Origin of the sequence: Streptomyces sp. H39-S7, from assembly GCF_027158205.1 — a bacterium.
GTDB lineage: Bacteria > Actinomycetota > Actinomycetes > Streptomycetales > Streptomycetaceae > Actinacidiphila.
This window is the reverse complement of sequence record NZ_JAPVLU010000003.1, coordinates 92,987-107,105: the sequence shown is the minus strand read 5'-3', so window position 1 is coordinate 107,105 and position 14,119 is coordinate 92,987. Positions and strand designations below refer to the sequence as shown.

General features: G+C 71.6%; 13 protein-coding genes. 7 read left to right on the top strand and 6 right to left on the bottom strand.

Features of this window, described 5'->3' with window-relative positions; all coding sequences use genetic code 11:
• Positions 1 to 114 precede the first annotated feature (114 nt).
• A complete protein-coding gene (locus O3X23_RS03890; protein ID WP_269269668.1) occupies positions 115 to 711 on the top strand; it encodes a hypothetical protein in 597 nt (198 codons plus the stop codon).
• 15 nt (positions 712 to 726) lie between these two features.
• On the opposite strand, the gene O3X23_RS03885 is transcribed toward O3X23_RS03890, so the two are convergent.
• From O3X23_RS03885 to O3X23_RS03875, 3 genes are read right to left on the bottom strand one after another with little or no spacing between them, the layout of a single operon-like run.
• Positions 727 to 1,491: an enoyl-CoA hydratase/isomerase family protein gene (locus tag O3X23_RS03885; RefSeq protein WP_269269667.1), complete on the bottom strand. Its 765-nt coding sequence runs from the start codon at positions 1,489 to 1,491 to the stop codon at positions 727 to 729.
• Positions 1,488 to 1,934, bottom strand: a complete 447-nt coding sequence (locus O3X23_RS03880; RefSeq protein ID WP_269269666.1) for a Zn-ribbon domain-containing OB-fold protein — start codon at positions 1,932 to 1,934, stop codon at positions 1,488 to 1,490. The genes O3X23_RS03885 and O3X23_RS03880 overlap by 4 nt, the downstream gene beginning before the upstream one ends.
• 21 nt (positions 1,935 to 1,955) lie before the next feature.
• Positions 1,956 to 3,107: a lipid-transfer protein gene (locus O3X23_RS03875; RefSeq protein ID WP_269269665.1), complete on the bottom strand. Its 1,152-nt coding sequence runs from the start codon at positions 3,105 to 3,107 to the stop codon at positions 1,956 to 1,958.
• 116 nt (positions 3,108 to 3,223) lie between these two features.
• Here O3X23_RS03875 and O3X23_RS03870 point away from each other — a divergent pair, with 116 nt between their 5' ends.
• Complete coding sequence (locus O3X23_RS03870) at positions 3,224 to 4,789, top strand: FadD3 family acyl-CoA ligase (protein WP_269269664.1); 1,566 nt, start codon at positions 3,224 to 3,226, stop codon at positions 4,787 to 4,789.
• 643 nt (positions 4,790 to 5,432) lie between these two features.
• Here the strand turns inward: O3X23_RS03870 and O3X23_RS03865 are convergent.
• Complete coding sequence (locus O3X23_RS03865) at positions 5,433 to 6,050, bottom strand: TIGR03086 family metal-binding protein (RefSeq protein ID WP_269269663.1); 618 nt, start codon at positions 6,048 to 6,050, stop codon at positions 5,433 to 5,435.
• A 148-nt stretch (positions 6,051 to 6,198) separates the two neighbouring features.
• Between O3X23_RS03865 and O3X23_RS03860 the strand changes: the two genes are divergently transcribed.
• Together O3X23_RS03860 and O3X23_RS03855 are read left to right on the top strand one after the other, a co-directional pair.
• Positions 6,199 to 6,546: a hypothetical protein gene (locus O3X23_RS03860; protein WP_269269662.1), complete on the top strand. Its 348-nt coding sequence runs from the start codon at positions 6,199 to 6,201 to the stop codon at positions 6,544 to 6,546.
• Positions 6,543 to 6,803 (top strand): hypothetical protein, encoded by a 261-nt coding sequence (locus O3X23_RS03855; RefSeq protein WP_269269661.1) that lies wholly within the window; start codon positions 6,543 to 6,545, stop codon positions 6,801 to 6,803. Before O3X23_RS03860 ends, O3X23_RS03855 begins: the two co-directional genes overlap by 4 nt.
• Positions 6,804 to 7,206: 403 nt before the next feature.
• Here the strand turns inward: O3X23_RS03855 and O3X23_RS03850 are convergent, their stop codons facing one another.
• Both O3X23_RS03850 and O3X23_RS03845 read right to left on the bottom strand, forming a co-directional pair.
• Positions 7,207 to 7,371: a hypothetical protein gene (locus tag O3X23_RS03850; RefSeq protein ID WP_269269660.1), complete on the bottom strand. Its 165-nt coding sequence runs from the start codon at positions 7,369 to 7,371 to the stop codon at positions 7,207 to 7,209.
• A gap of 152 nt (positions 7,372 to 7,523) precedes the next feature.
• Positions 7,524 to 10,454: an AfsR/SARP family transcriptional regulator gene (locus tag O3X23_RS03845; protein ID WP_269269659.1), complete on the bottom strand. Its 2,931-nt coding sequence runs from the start codon at positions 10,452 to 10,454 to the stop codon at positions 7,524 to 7,526.
• Positions 10,455 to 10,986: 532 nt separating this feature from the next.
• Here O3X23_RS03845 and O3X23_RS03840 point away from each other — a divergent pair.
• The 3 genes from O3X23_RS03840 (at position 10,987) to O3X23_RS03830 (ending at position 14,075) form a co-directional block, all read left to right on the top strand.
• Complete coding sequence (locus O3X23_RS03840) at positions 10,987 to 11,619, top strand: AMP-binding protein (protein WP_269269658.1); 633 nt, start codon at positions 10,987 to 10,989, stop codon at positions 11,617 to 11,619.
• A gap of 72 nt (positions 11,620 to 11,691) precedes the next feature.
• Positions 11,692 to 12,909, top strand: a complete 1,218-nt coding sequence (locus O3X23_RS03835) for an amidohydrolase family protein (protein ID WP_269269657.1) — start codon at positions 11,692 to 11,694, stop codon at positions 12,907 to 12,909.
• A 257-nt stretch (positions 12,910 to 13,166) separates the two neighbouring features.
• Entirely contained in the window at positions 13,167 to 14,075 is a 909-nt protein-coding gene (locus O3X23_RS03830) for an LLM class F420-dependent oxidoreductase (protein WP_443047767.1), read from the top strand.
• The last annotated feature ends 44 nt before the right edge of the window (positions 14,076 to 14,119 follow it).

Below are 14,119 nucleotides of genomic sequence, written 5' to 3'. Positions count from 1 at the left end.
GTGGGGCGGTCGCGAGCGTGAGCGTCCCTTCTGCCGGGGCCCACTCGCGCCGGGGGCGGGCGACGAGGCCTGCTAGCCTGACGCGCTCCTGCCAACGACTGGGGATCGTCAGCCATGCAGCTCCGCCAACTGCGACTTGTCGCGGTACTCGCCGTCGTCGTTCTCGCTCTCACCGGGTTCAGCTCGGGCAAGAGCAAGAGCAAGAGTCACAGCAAGGGGGGCGGTTGCAGCAGCAGTCACAGCAGCAGCAGTTCTTCGAACTCAAGTTCGAGCTCCTCGGGTTCCACTGCGGGTTCCGGTTCGAGTTCTGACCCGAGCTACGGTTCCAGCTACAGCCCCCGGCCCACCACCGCCTACCGCCGGAGCACCAGCTCGCCGACGTCCTCCGGCTCGGCGAGCTCGACGACGCAGCCGAACGCGATCGACCAGGTGACCGTCCTGCGGTGCCTGAGCTCCGGTTCGGACGCCTCCCGGCCCACGTCGCAGCTGCGGATCGACAACAGCCGGGGCACCAAGTCCTACTACTTCACCGCCGTGGTGCGCCTGAACAACATCCAGGGCGAGCAGGTCGGCACGTCCAAGCTCTCCCGCACCCTGGTGAAGGCCCGCTCGACGAAGACGGTCCAGGTCACCGGGACCCTCGACGCCGCTATCCAGGTCGGCGAGTGGACCGACTGCGTCGTCGCGAGCGCCGACCGCCGCGTCGGCTGACACCCTGCCGGACGGTCAGCGCACCCTGAACTCCGCGCTGCGTGACGTGAACAGCCCCGCCTGGCGCTCCGGCGGGAGGTTGCCGAGCGCGATCAGGTGCGGGGCCTGCGCCAGCGCGTGCGTGCGGGCCGCCTCGCGGGCGGACCAGACCGCGCGGACCGTGCCCTGGACCGCCTCCGTCGGGTAGGAGGCGATGACGGCGGCGGCGCGCAGGGCCGCGTCGAGCAGCTCGTCCGCCGGGACGACCTCCGACACGAGACCCGTCTCGTACGCCCGTCGCGCGCCGATCCGCTCCGCCGTGCCCATCAGCGACATCCGCATCACCTCGCCGTACGGCATGCGCTGCGCCATGAGGACGGATTCGTAGGCGCTGACCATGCCGTACGTCGTGTGCGGGTCGAAGAAGGTGGCGTGCTCGGCGGCGATGACGAACTCGGCCTCGCCCAGCAGGTAGAAGGCGCCGCCGCAGGCCATGCCGTTGACGGCCGCGACGACCGGTTTCCACAGGTCGTTGGATTTGGGGCCGAGGCGCAGCAGCGGGTCGTCGATGGAGTACGGGGACGGCGGCTGCGGGACGTCGACGGAGCGGTCGATGCCGGTGCAGAACGCCTTGTCGCCGGCGCCGGTGAGGACGATGGCGCGGACGTCGTCGTCCATCCGGAACTCCCGCCACAGAGCCGTGAGTTCGGTGATGGTGTCCAGGTCGATCGCGTTGTGCCGCCGCGGGCGGTCCAACGTGACGACCGCGACGCCGTCCTTCGACGTACGCGTGACGCTCATGGCCGCTCCAGCAGCCAGCGCGGCACGGTGACGCCGTCCGCCATCGCGTGGAAGGCGACCTTCACCCCGGCGCCGATGCGGAGCTTCGACGGTTCGACGGAGTCCAGCGGCGCGTCGGCCGAGGTCACGAGGTTGCCGACCAGCCGGATCTGCGGGGCGTCCAGCAGCTCCACGACGATGGCGTTGTACGGGGCCTGAGCCGCGTAGGCGGGCAGCAGGGGCGGGTGCGGGAAGACGTACGACCAGATGCGGCCGCGGCCGCTCATCCGCCGCCACTCGCTGTCGAAGGACTGGCAGTGAGGGCAGCAGGGGCGGGGCGGGAAGCGCAGGACGCCGCAGGCGGCGCAGGCCTGGACGCGCAGCTCCCCGCGGCGGGCGTACTGCCAGAAGGGCGCGCCGTCGTCGTCGACCACGGGCAGGAGCAGTTCTTCGTAGGCGGTCATGGCGGTCAGCTCCTCGGATTCTCAGCTTCGCAGCAGCAGCGCGGATGTCGGTACGCCCTCGCCTGCCGTGACCAGGCAGGTCGCGGCGTCGGGGACCTGGGCGGTGGAGTCGCCGCGCAGTTGCTTGACGCCCTCGTTGATGAGGTTGAAGCCGTGGACGTAGGCCTCGCTGAGGCCGCCGCCACCGGTGTTGATGGGCAGCCTGCCGCCGATCTCCAGGGCGCCGCCCTCGGTGAACGCGGCGCCCTCGCCGCGCCCGCAGAAGCCGTAGCCCTCCAGGGAGAGGGGGATGAGCGGGGTGAACGCGTCGTAGATCTGGGCGACGTCGACGTCCTCGGGGGTGAGGTCGGAGTTCTTCCACAGATGGCGCGCGGTGGCCCAGGACGGGCCGGTCAGCGGGTCGTCGTTCCAGTAGTTGACCATGCCGTGGTGCTGGGCGGGCAGGCCCTGGGCGGTGGAGTGCACGTAGACGGGCTTTCGCCGGCAGTCGCGGGCGCGCTCGGCGCTGACGATGACGCAGGCCAGCGCGCCGTCGGTCTCCAGGCAGTTGTCGAAGAGGCAGAGCGGTTCACTGATCCAGCGGGACGTCATGTACATCTCGCGGGTCAGCGGGCGCTCGTACATCATCGCGGCGGGGTTCTGGTTGGCGCGGTTGCGGCAGGCGAGGGCGACGTTGAACAGATGGTCGCGGGTCGCGCCGAACTCGTGCATGTAGCGGCGGGCGAGCATGCCGATCTCGTCGGCGGGGCGCAGCAGCCCGAAGGGGCGGGTCCACTGGCCGGGGGTGGGGAGCTGGACCGCGGTGTTGGTCCAGGGGCGCTTGCCGCTGCCGCGTTTGCGTGACCGCCAGGCCACGCCGACGGTCGCCTGACCGGTGGCGACGGCCGCCGCGAGGTGCGCCACCGTCGCGCAGGAGCCGCCGCCGCCGAACCCGACCTTGGAGAAGAAGGTGACGTCCCCGGCGCCGATGGACTTCGCGACCTCGACCTCGTCGGTCTCCTCCATCGTGTAGGAGGCGAAGCCGTCGACCTCGGCGGGCGTGATGCCGGCGTCGTCGAGCGCGGCGATGATCGCGCGGCAGGCCAGGGTGCGTTCGGACTCCACAAGGTTCTTGGCGAACGGGGTCTGGCCTATTCCCACGATCGCTGTCGCGTCCTTCAGGGCAGCGCTCACGGACACCTCCCGGCATGGTCACCACTGCTGACAGCCAGTCAGGGTACCGCTAATCTGACGGACAGTCAGGTAGTAGGTGGAGCGGTTGTTGTAGGTCCGTGGCGGAGGGGAGCATCATGCGCGGTGACCTGGACTGGGGCAGCATCCCGGGGCTGGTACGAGCGGCGGTACGACTGCACGGCGACCGCGAGGCGGTCGTCGACGGCCGGACCCGTGTCAGCTACGCCGAGCTGGGTGAGCGCGTCGAACGGGCGGCCGCCGCGACGATCGCGGCCGGTGTCGAAGCGGGCGACCGCGTGGCGATCTGGGCACCCAACACGCTCGACTGGATCGTCGCGGCGCTCGGCGCCGTGTCCGCGGGCGGTGTCCTCGTCCCGCTCAACACCCGCTTCAAGGGCGCCGAGGCGGCCTACGTCCTGCAGCGCACCCGCGCCAAACTGCTCTTCGTCACCGGCACCTTCCTCGGCACGTCGTACGTCGCCTCGCTGCGCCGTGCCGACGCCGAGCTGCCGCATCTGCGGGATGTCGTCGTGCTCTCCGACACCGCTCCCGAGGGGTACCGGACATGGCGGGACTTCCTGGCGGGCGGCGAGACGGTCTCGCGCGAGGCGGTACGCCGCCGGGCGGACTCGCTGAGCCCCGACGACCCCTCGGACATCACGTTCACCTCCGGGACCACGGGCCACCCCAAGGGCGCCGTCATCACGCACGCCCAGACGCTGCGCGTCTACAGCGTCTGGAGCGAACTGGCGGGCCTGACCGAAGGCGACCGCTACCTGATCGTCAACCCGTTCTTCCACACCTTCGGCTACAAGGCCGGCATCATCGCCTGCCTCATGCGCGGCGCCACGATGGTGCCGCAGCCGGTCTTCAGCGTCGACACCGCGCTCGCCAACATCGCCGCCGAGCGCATCAGCGTCCTCCCCGGCCCGCCCACCCTCCACCAGTCGATCCTCGACCACCCGGCCCGCGCCCAGCACGACCTGAGCGCGCTGCGCCTCGTCGTCACCGGCGCCGCGGTCGTCCCCCTCGAACTCGTCGAACGGCTGCGCGCGGAGCTGAAGATCGCCACCGTCCTGACGGCGTACGGGCTCACCGAGGCCAGCGGCACGGTCACGATGTGCCGCCAGGGCGACCCGGCCGAAGTCATCGCCTCCACCTCGGGCCGCGCCATCCCGGACACCGAGGTGCGCGTCCTGTCCGCCGGCCCCGGTGAGCCCGGCGAGGTCCTGGTCCGCGGCTACAACGTCATGCGCGGCTACTTCGAGGACCCCGACGAGACGGACCGCGCCATCGACCCCGACGGCTGGCTGCACACCGGCGACGTCGGCGTCATGGACGCCGACGGCAACCTGCGCATCACCGACCGCATCAAGGACATGTTCATCGTCGGCGGCTTCAACGCGTACCCCGCCGAGATAGAACAGGCGCTGCGCCACCACCCCGACGTCACGGACGCCGCCGTCATCGGCATCCCCGACCCCCGCCTCGGCGAGGTCGGCAAGGCCTACGTCATCCGCCGCCCCGACTCCACCCTCTCCGCCGACGACCTCATCGCCTGGTCACGCCGCGAAATGGCCAACTACAAGGTCCCGAGGGAGGTCCGCTTCCTGCACGAGCTCCCGAGGAACGCGAGCGGAAAGGTCATGAAGGCGGAGCTGCGGGGGGCGGCGGGCCGGTAGGGGTAGTGGGGGCTGGGGTCGGAGCAGTGCGGAGTGGTGCTTCTACGGTGCTGCGCGCCTTGACCGCGGGGAGCGGGCGGCCCCGGCGCTGTGCGCCTGCCAGTGAAGGCGGTCCGCTGCGCTGCCCTGGGCAGGGCGGGGGTCGGTCGGTCCCGGTGGTGCGCTGCGGGTGGCGTGTCCGGGAAGTGCGTCGGGCTCGCTTTGCGCCCCGAGCGGGGTGGAGCTCTCGCCCACCTTCCCTGCCAAAAGGTGAGACGGGTGTGACGAGAGGGTTCAGTTGTGACCCAGGAGGTGGACTTTCGGCGGATGTGGATCACTAAGGACGGTCAAAACACCGCCTGGCGAAGTTTCGGGCAGCGCAGCCCCCGCCCGCCCCGGGGAGCGCAGCGGACCGGACTCCCTCCACCTCGCGGGACCGCGCAGCGGGCCGCCCCCACTGGCAGGCGCGCAGCGCCGGAGCCTCCCCCCTCCCCGCGGTCAAGGCGCGCAGCGACGCAGAAGAGCCACTTCGTACTGCTCTGACCTCAGCCGGCCCAGTCGTCGTACTGCCCGGCCTTGACGCCGTCGAGGAACCGCGCGAGCAGCGCGGGAGTGGTGGTGAGAGGGGGTGTGGTGTGAGATCCGTACGCGGTAGCCGCCCGCGTCAGGCGCGGTGCTCCGGGGTGCGGCCCATGCGGTTGAGCAGGCGGTTCTGGCGGGACGCGTCGTGCGCGCAGGTGTCGGCCGGGGCTGCGAAGAAGCGGTGGGTGGTTTCCGTTGCGGTGGGGGACTCGGCCAGGCCGGCGTAGATCTCCTCCAGTTGGCCGTCGATCCAGGCGACCAGGCCGGGGTCCAGGGTCTCGTCCGCGCCGGTGGCGCGGGCGAGGTCCCAGGTGTGGATGGTGCTGTCGGTGCTGCGCACGGCGAGCGCCTGGGCTGCGGTGACCTTGCCCAGGGGGTAGTCGAGGACCTGTTGCAGTGCGCCCGGCCGGCTGAAGGCGGTGGCGCACTCCTGGAAGGAGCGGGTGTACGCGGCGACCGGATCGGCGCCGAGCGCGTCGGCGTCCCGCAGGTCCAGGAAGTCGGCGGCGGTGCCGCCGTCCAGCAGGCTGACGTAGCTGAGGTTGCCCCGCGTCATGTGGTTGGCCAGCAGGCGCACGTCCCACTCCGCGCAGGGAGTGGGCCACCCCCACTGCTCGGGCCGCACCTCCCGCAGCACCCGCCCGAACCCGTCCCCGGCCAGCACGAACCGCTCGACGATCCCCTCGAAGGTATTGATCACGCGGACTACCCTGCCCGCTTTGCCCTGTTTTCGCGCGCAGCACCCGGCGTGTTCGGACGCCGAACCTCCGGGAGGCTTCGTTGCGCTGTCCACCTGGGTCAGGACCGGTACCGTGAATCGTCCTGACCGCTCCTATCGGAGGTGTGCGATGACCGAGCAGCCCAGCGGCCCATACGGGCCGCTGATCGCGATGCCGGAGTTGACGCCCGACGCCCTTCGGGCCGCGGTTGCGAAGATCGCACCCAGTAGGATCCCCGCACTTATCCAGCACCTTTTCGAGGCCACCACGAACGCGCAGGCAACCAGCAGCCTTGCTCCGCTGCGAGCCTTCGTCCATTCGTGGGCAGTGTTCGTCGCCATCGAACGCCATCCGGAACGCGCCGCCCGGCTTCGCGTGCTGGAGCGGGTTGTGGACGAGGGCGAGATGGATCCGACCGAGGCGATCGCCGAGATCCGGTCCATCCGCGAGACGGCGGAGAGGGAAGCCGGACTGTGAACGGCTGGACGTGGGAGTGGAACCCGAGCGAAGCGTATGTGGCCCAGGGACTGCCGACCGGCGTGGTCGCGGAGGTCGAGCGGTTGGCAGTTGAGCTCGCCGCTCTGGGGCATGATGCGATCAAGGTGGGGCGACCGGAGGACCGGGAGGGCGGACTCCGGGAATTCGACATCCTCAGCGGGCGCGGCTTCTTCTCGTTCCTCGCTGTGCCGCGTCATGAGGCGATCTACATCTGCTCGATCACCTGGTACGAGTAGTCGGATTCCCCGCCCCTGGCGCCCGTAGGGCGTCCCCGCACGGAAAGAGAGACCGGCCACGGCGCCCCCTCCACGCCATGGTCGGTCTCTCGTGTTCCCCCTGCGTGCGGTCCCGTTCCTTCCGCTGAGTCCCCCCGGACCCTGGATTCGTGCTGGGGTCCCCCCGGACCCGTTCATCGGTGGGCTCCCCCGAGCCCCGTGCACCCCTGGGTTCCCCCGAACCCCTGAGCGTTTCCCCCATGTGGTCCCCCCGGACCGTGGGCTCCCCCGAGCCCGTTCGCTCCTGGGCTCCCCCGAGCCCCTGAACGTCTTTTCCCCCCGTGCTTCCCCGTGGCTCCGGTGTCCCCCGATGGCCCCTGCCGCTCCCCCGAGCGTGTGGGGCCGGACTGTGCGGCTCGGCCGGTTAGTTGGCGGGCTCCGAGTCGCTGTGCCAGTTGTCGGGCTTGGTCTCGGTGCCGCCGTCGCCGAGCAGGACGTCGGGGATGGGCTCCGTGGTGCTGTCGCTGTGCCAGTTGTCCGGCTTGACGATGGGATCGTTGTTCTTCGGCTTCGGGATCTCGGTGGTCATATGGACTCCCCAGGTTTTGTCGTTCCGGTGGTGAACCCGCCCGGTGGCGACCCCCGTGCGTCACCGGGCGGGTGGCTCGTGCAATGAATGGAATCCTGGCATCCCGCGATAATCAACCGATAAACGAGCACGTTGCTCGCGGTGACCTGGGACTATATGGCAACGGCAGAAGTCGGCCGGTCATCGATGAGGCCGCGGACCTCGTCCGCCTCGGGGGAGTCGAGGGCGGTGAAGATGCCGAGGGCGTCGTGCCAGCAGGCGCGGGCGCGGATGGTCTGGCCGAAGCCGGCGAGGGCCCGGCCCAGGACCGTCAGGGCGTTCGCGGTGCGCCATTCGCCGCCGACCTCGCGCAGGATGACCAGCGCCTGCTCGGCATGGGACGCGGACTGGCGCCACTGGCCGTCCGCCAGGTGCACCTTGGAGAGCCGGAACAGCGTCATGCCTTCCCAGAACTGCTGTCGCGCCTCTCGGAAGATGCCCAGACCCTCGGTCAGGCAGGCCGATGCCTCGTCGAGGCGGCGGGTTGCCGTGAGGGCGATGGCCATGGCGTAGAGGCCGTTGCCGAGCCGGAAGCCGACGCCCAGTTGGCGGTAGATCGTTACGGCCTGCTCCGCGGTGGAGACGGCCGCCTCCGTTTCGCCCAGTTCCAGCTGGGCGCGGGAGAGGTTGCTGAGCGCGGCCGCTTCTCCGTGCCGGTTGCCGTCATCCCGGAACGCCTCCAGGGCAATCATGTGGTACTCGGCGCACTCGGCGAACCGAAGGGCCTGCAGCGCGACACTGCCGCGCAGGTTGGGCGCGTAGCTGCAGGTCAGCGGGTCCTCGGCGGCGAGGCCCAGGATGAGGGAACGCTGTGCCTCGTTGTCCGCCGCCGCGAACTGCCCGAACAGCCGGTGGAGTTGGCCGAGCAGGACGCGGGCCCGGCCCTCGACCAGGTGCTCGGCGCACTCGCTCGCCGTCCGCACCAGCGCCTGCACCCCTTGCTCGTACTGGCGCGCGTAGATGCCCGATTCCACGAGGTCCTGGGACGCCCACAGCAGGTCGACCGCGCGCCGCATCGGGCCCTCGCAGCCGCCGCCCGCTGCCTGCTGGACGGCGGCGAGCAGGCCCTGGGCCTCGGAGAACAGCCATTCCAGGGCCTCTTCGCGGGTGCCGAAGGCCAGGCCGGCGCGTTCGGTGGGTGCGAGGTGGTCCAGGACGCGGTCGCCGGGGTTCTCCAGCTCGTAGGCGCACGCGGCGGAGGAGAGGTAGAAGTCGAGCAGCCGGGACAGGGCCTGGCAGCGGGCCTCGTCGGTCTCGTCGCGGTCGGCGCACTCGCGCGCGTACAGGCGCAGCAGGTCGTGGAAGCGGTAGCGGGCCGGGGCGGCGGACTCGATGAGGCTGATGTCGACGAGGGCTTCGAGCAGCTCCTCGGTGGAGTACGGGTCCATGTCCAGGATGGCGGCTGCCGCGTCCAGGGAGATGTCCGGGCCGTCGGGGAGCGACAGGAGGCGGAAGGCGCGGGCCTGGAGCGGTTCGAGCTGGCCGTAGCCGAGTGCGAAGGTGGCCTTGACGGCCAGGTCGCCGGCGCGCAGTTCGTCGAGGCGGCGGCGCTGGTCGGCGAGCTTGCGGGCCAGCACGGCGACGGTCCAGGTACGGCGCGCGGCCAGCCGGGAGGCGGCGATACGGATGGCGAGCGGGAGGAAACCGCAGGCGGCGACGACGTCGAGGGCGGACTGGCGTTCGCTGGTGACACGCTCCTCGCCGACGATCTTGGTGAAGAGGTGCAGGGCCTCTTCGGGGCTCATCACGTCCAGGTCGACGAGGTGCGCGCCCGCGAGGTCGACCATCCGGACCCGGCTGGTGATCAGCGCGGCGCAGCCGGGCGTGCCGGGCAGCAACGGCCGTACCTGGGCGGCGTCATGGGCGTTGTCGAGCAGTGCGAGCACCCGGCGGCCGTCGAGGGTGGAGCGGTAGAGCGCGGCGCGGTCGGCGAGCGAGTCGGGGATCGCGCTGTCGGACAGGCCCAGCGCCCGCAGGAACGAGCCGAGGACGGCTTCGGGTTCCGCGGGCCTGGCGTCGGTGCCCTGGAGGTCGACGTAGAGCTGGCCGTCGGGGAAGGCGTCACGGGCGGCGTGCGCGACGTGGACGGCGAGGGTGGTCTTGCCGACGCCGCCGATGCCGGCCAGCGCCGAGACCGCCATGACGTCCTTGTCGGCCTCGGTGAGCTGGGCGCCGAGTTCCCGGACGAAGGCGGCGCGGCCGGTGAAGTCGGAGACGGTCGCGGGGAGCTGGGCCGGCCGGACGATCTCGGCGACGTGTCCGCCGGGCCCGGCCGGGGCGGCCAGGCCGGGGTCGGCCTCCAGGATCCGCTGGTGCAGCTCCATGAGTTCGGCGCAGGGGTCGACGCCCAGCTCGTCGGCGAGCAGTCGTCTGGTGTCGGCGTAGACACCGAGCGCCTCGGCCTGCCGGCCGCCGCGGTAGAGGGCGAGCATCAGCAGGCAGCGGAGCCGCTCGCGCAGCGGGTGTTCGGCGGAGAGCGCGGTCAGCTCGGAGACGGCCTCGGCGTGCGCGGCCAGTTCCAGATCGAGTTCCAGGCGGGTCTCGGTGACGGCCAGCCGCCACTCCTCCAGCCGGTTGCGCTGGGCCTCGGCGTACGGTCCCGGCAGCCCGGCGAGCGGCTCGCCGTTCCACATGCCCAGCGCCGTCGCGAGCAACTCGCGGGCCCGCACCGGGTCGCCCGCGCCGCGGGCCTTCTCGGCCTCGGCGGCGAGGCGCTCCGCGGCGGCGAAGTCCAGCCCGTCCGGCGCCACATGGAGGGCGTAGCCGCCGGACTCGGTGATGAGCGCGTCGGCGCCGAGCGCCTTGCGCAGCCGGAACGCGTACGAGCGGAGCGCGGCCAGCGCGGTGGTCGGCGCCGTCTCGCCCCACAGGGCGTCGAGGAGTTCGGACGCGGTCGCGGTCCGGCCGCCGCGCAGCAGCAGCGCGGCGAGGAGCGCGCGCTGCTGCGGGGAGCCGGTCACGATCGGCTGCTCGTCGCGCCATGCCCGTACTGGACCGAGAACTGCGAACCGCAGGCCCTGGTCGGGCCCTGTCGCGCTGTCCATGCTGCCCCCTGAGGCGTGCCGGCCGATGCGGTGTCAATCGGCCCGACGCGCGTATATCTATCGTTCATCGCGTACCGGAACAGTGTCCGCATGACGGGTGGGCCCAGTCACTCAGCCCGCCGTCCCGTGCCAGTTTGCCGTGTCGGAGGGCCGGGGTCACCCCGTGCTAGCACCCGACCCGGCGTTACGGGGAAAGTTGTGCTGAATTTGAGGTTCCGTCTGTGTATGACCGCGGATTGTGCTGTGTGCATTTCGGTGGTGCCCCTGTGTTTTCTGGTGCGAGGGAGGTGAGAGGTCAGTCATGTGTTCACAATGCGTACCGGTGGCGGTGACGAGAGGCGGCTCCGGATCCGGTTCCGGGACCGGATCGGGTTCGGGAGGCGGTTCAGGATCCGGATCGGGCTCGGGGTCGGATTCCGGCCACGGATCAAAGTCCGGATCTCGCCCCCGTGCCGGAGCGACAGGCCAGGCGGCCGTTGACCGGCTGCCCGGGCCGTGGTTGCGGCGACGGGCCGCCTGGGCGCCCCAGTCGGTGCCGGAGCTGCCGTTCCCCGACGGTGCCTCGGCGGGGACCGCCGGGTGCACCTACTGGGAGTTGGACCGCCGGGCGCGGGCGGTGGCCGCGCGCCTCGGGCAACTGGTGCCGCCCGGCAGCCGGGTGCTGCTCGCCTACCCGGAGGGCGCCGATCTCGCGGGGGCGTTCTTCGGCTGCCTGTACGCGGGGATGACGGCGGTCCCGCTCGTGCTGCCCGCGCCGGGCGTGACGTCGGCGGTCGGCCGCTGCGTGGAGCGCTGCGCGCCGGCGGCGGTGCTGACGGGTGGCGACAGCTGGACCGCGCTGGCGGTGGACCGCGCCCGTACCCAGGTGGTAGAGGCGGACGGCACCCTCGTCGGCGGTGAGCCGGTCTGGCGGCTGGCCGAGAGCTGGCGCCCGGTGGGCGTCCTGCGCACCGCGCCGGGCTACCAGCGCTACCTGGACGACGGCCCCGCGGGCGGACGGCTGGAGCCGGCGATGGGGCACGGGGATCTGGCGGACGTGGTGTCGGAGCTGGCGCAGGCGGTGCGGCTGGGTACGGAGGAGGAGAACGTCGGGTGGATCGCGGCGGTGCACGGGATGGAGGACGCGGTCTGGCGCATCCTGCTGCCGGCGCACGTGGAGTTCTAGCGGCACGTGGTGCGCGGGATCGCGCCGTCCCCGTAGCTGACGGATCGTCAGATGGGCGCTACCTTGGTGCCTATGGAGACCTTCCCGAAGATCATCTCGGTGGACGACCACACGGTTGAGCCCCCCAACGTCTGGCGGGACCGGCTCCCGTCCAAGTACCGCGACATCGGCCCGCGGGTCGTCCGCGCCCCCCTGAAGGAGATGACCTTCCTGGGGGGCAAGTTCGCCCCCGTGATGGGGCGGCAGGGCGACGACGGCCCGATCGGCGACTGGTGGATCTACGAGGACCTGCATCGCCCGCTGACCCGGCTCGACACCGCCGTCGGCTACTCCCGCGACGAGATCAAGCTCGAGGTGATCACCTACGAGCAGATGCGTCCGGGATCCTTCAGCGTGCCCGAGCGGCTGGTCGACATGGACGTCAACCACGTCCAGTCCGCCCTCTGCTTCCCGACCTTCCCGCGGTTCTGCGGCCAGACGTTCACCGAGGCCAAGGACCGGGAGCTGGGGCTGCTCGGGGTGCGGGCGTACAACGACTGGATGGTGGAGGAGTGGTGCGGCCCCGAGGCGCACGGGCGCCTCATACCGCTCACCCTCGTCCCGCTCTGGGACGCCGAACTGGCCGCCGCCGAGGTGCGCAGGAACGCGGCGCGCGGGGTGCGCGCCGTCTGCTTCTCGGAGATCCCGCCACACCTGGGGCTCCCCTCCATCCACACCGACGAGTGGGACCCGTTCCTGCGGGCCTGCGACGAGACCGGCACCGTCATCGCGATGCACATCGGCTCGTCCAGCCGGATGCCCTCCACGTCGGCGGACGCGCCGCCGGCGGTCGGGTCCACGATCACCTTCGCCAACTGCTGCTTCTCGATGGTCGACTGGCTCATGTCGGGCAAGTTCGAGCGCTTCCCGAACCTGAAGATCATGTACGCGGAGGGCCAGATCGGCTGGATCCCGTACATCCTGGAGCGCGCGAACGTGGTCTGGGAGGAGAACCGGGCCTGGGGCGGCGTGGCCGACAAGGTCTTCCGGCCGCCGTCCGAGCTGTTCGCCGAGCATGTCTACGGGTGCTTCTTCGACGACGCGTTCGGGCTGAAGAACCTCGACGACATCGGCGTGGCGAACGTGCTGTACGAGACGGACTACCCGCACTCCGACTCCACCTGGCCCAAGTCGAAGGAGGTCGGAGAGGCGCAGATGGGGCACCTGGCCCCGGACGTCGTCGACCGTATCGTCCGCGGCAACGCGATCGACCTCCTCGGCCTCACCCCGGACGGCCTCTGGGCGGGCTGACGGGACCGCGGCCCGCCGCGCCGTGCTGCCCGGGTGCGGGAGTGCGGCGCCGCGGGCTGCTCGCGCGCGGGAGTGCGGCACCGCGGGCTGCCGCCGTGAAGCCGTCGCCGTCGTGAAGCCGTCGCCGCCGGGCGGCCGTGACGGAAAACCCCGCGCACCCCTTTACTGACGGACCGTCAGATACGACGATGGGCCGCGAAGCCCGGGCCCCAGGCCCGCCCCGTCGACCGAGGGAGAGCCGCGCCGTGCGCTACGGGATGCAACTGCCCGTCCAATCGCTGAGCACGATGTACGCCGAGCCGTGGGAGCGGGAGGCCGGCCCCGCCGACCTCGTGGAGATCGCGCGGGCCGCCGACCGGTGCGGATTCGACTACATCGCCTCGTGCGACCACGTCGCGATCCCGCGGCGCCTGGCCGACGCGATGAGCACCACCTGGTACGACCCGGTGGCGACCCTCGCCTACCTCGCCGCCGTCACGACGAACGTCAGACTGCTCAGCCACGTCGCCGTCGCCGGCCTGCGCCATCCGCTGATCACCGCCAAGGCGTACGCGACGCTCGACCACCTCTCCGGCGGCCGGCTGGTCCTCGGCGTCGGGGCGGGCCACGTGGAGGAGGAGTTCGACGCGGTCGGCGCGGACTTCGCGCGGCGCGGCCCCGTGCTGGACGAGACGATCGACGCGCTGCGGGCGGCCTTCGCCGAGGAGTTCCCCGAGCACCACGGGGAGTTCTTCGACTTCGCCGACCTCGGGCAGCGCCCCCGCCCCGCCCAGCCGGGCGGGCCGCCGATCTGGGTCGGCGGATCGTCGCCCGCCGCCGTGCGCCGGGCCGCCGTCCGGGGCGACGGGTGGCTGCCGCAGGGGGACCCGCGCGACAAGCTGCCGCCGCAGATCGCCCGGATCAGGGAACTGCGCGAGGCGGCGGGCGTCACCGCGCCGATCGAGATCGGCACCATCGCCGAGCCGCTGTACATCGGCGAGCCCACGTGGAAGGTCGGGCGGCGCACCCTGCACGGCAAGCCGGACGCGCTGGCGGCGAGCCTGCGGGAGTACCCGGCGATGGGGGTCGGGCAGATCCAGGTCCGGTTCCGGAGCCGGAGCAGGGACGAGCTGATCGAGCAGATGGAGGCGTTCGCCGCCGACGTCGCGCCGCACCTGGACGCGTAGCCACACCCGTTTCGCACCGCAAAAAACTCACTAAGGGGACACGC

Coding starts and splice junctions, on each gene's coding strand:
- O3X23_RS03890 (WP_269269668.1), top strand. CDS start 115: ATGCAGCTCCGCCAACTGCGACTTGTCGCGGTACTCGCCGTCGTCGTT.
- O3X23_RS03885 (WP_269269667.1), bottom strand. CDS start 1,491: ATGAGCGTCACGCGTACGTCGAAGGACGGCGTCGCGGTCGTCACGTTG.
- O3X23_RS03880 (WP_269269666.1), bottom strand. CDS start 1,934: ATGACCGCCTACGAAGAACTGCTCCTGCCCGTGGTCGACGACGACGGC.
- O3X23_RS03870 (WP_269269664.1), top strand. CDS start 3,224: ATGCGCGGTGACCTGGACTGGGGCAGCATCCCGGGGCTGGTACGAGCG.
- O3X23_RS03860 (WP_269269662.1), top strand. CDS start 6,199: ATGACCGAGCAGCCCAGCGGCCCATACGGGCCGCTGATCGCGATGCCG.
- O3X23_RS03850 (WP_269269660.1), bottom strand. CDS start 7,371: ATGACCACCGAGATCCCGAAGCCGAAGAACAACGATCCCATCGTCAAG.
- O3X23_RS03845 (WP_269269659.1), bottom strand. CDS start 10,454: ATGGACAGCGCGACAGGGCCCGACCAGGGCCTGCGGTTCGCAGTTCTC.
- O3X23_RS03835 (WP_269269657.1), top strand. CDS start 11,692: ATGGAGACCTTCCCGAAGATCATCTCGGTGGACGACCACACGGTTGAG.
- O3X23_RS03830 (WP_443047767.1), top strand. CDS start 13,167: ATGCAACTGCCCGTCCAATCGCTGAGCACGATGTACGCCGAGCCGTGG.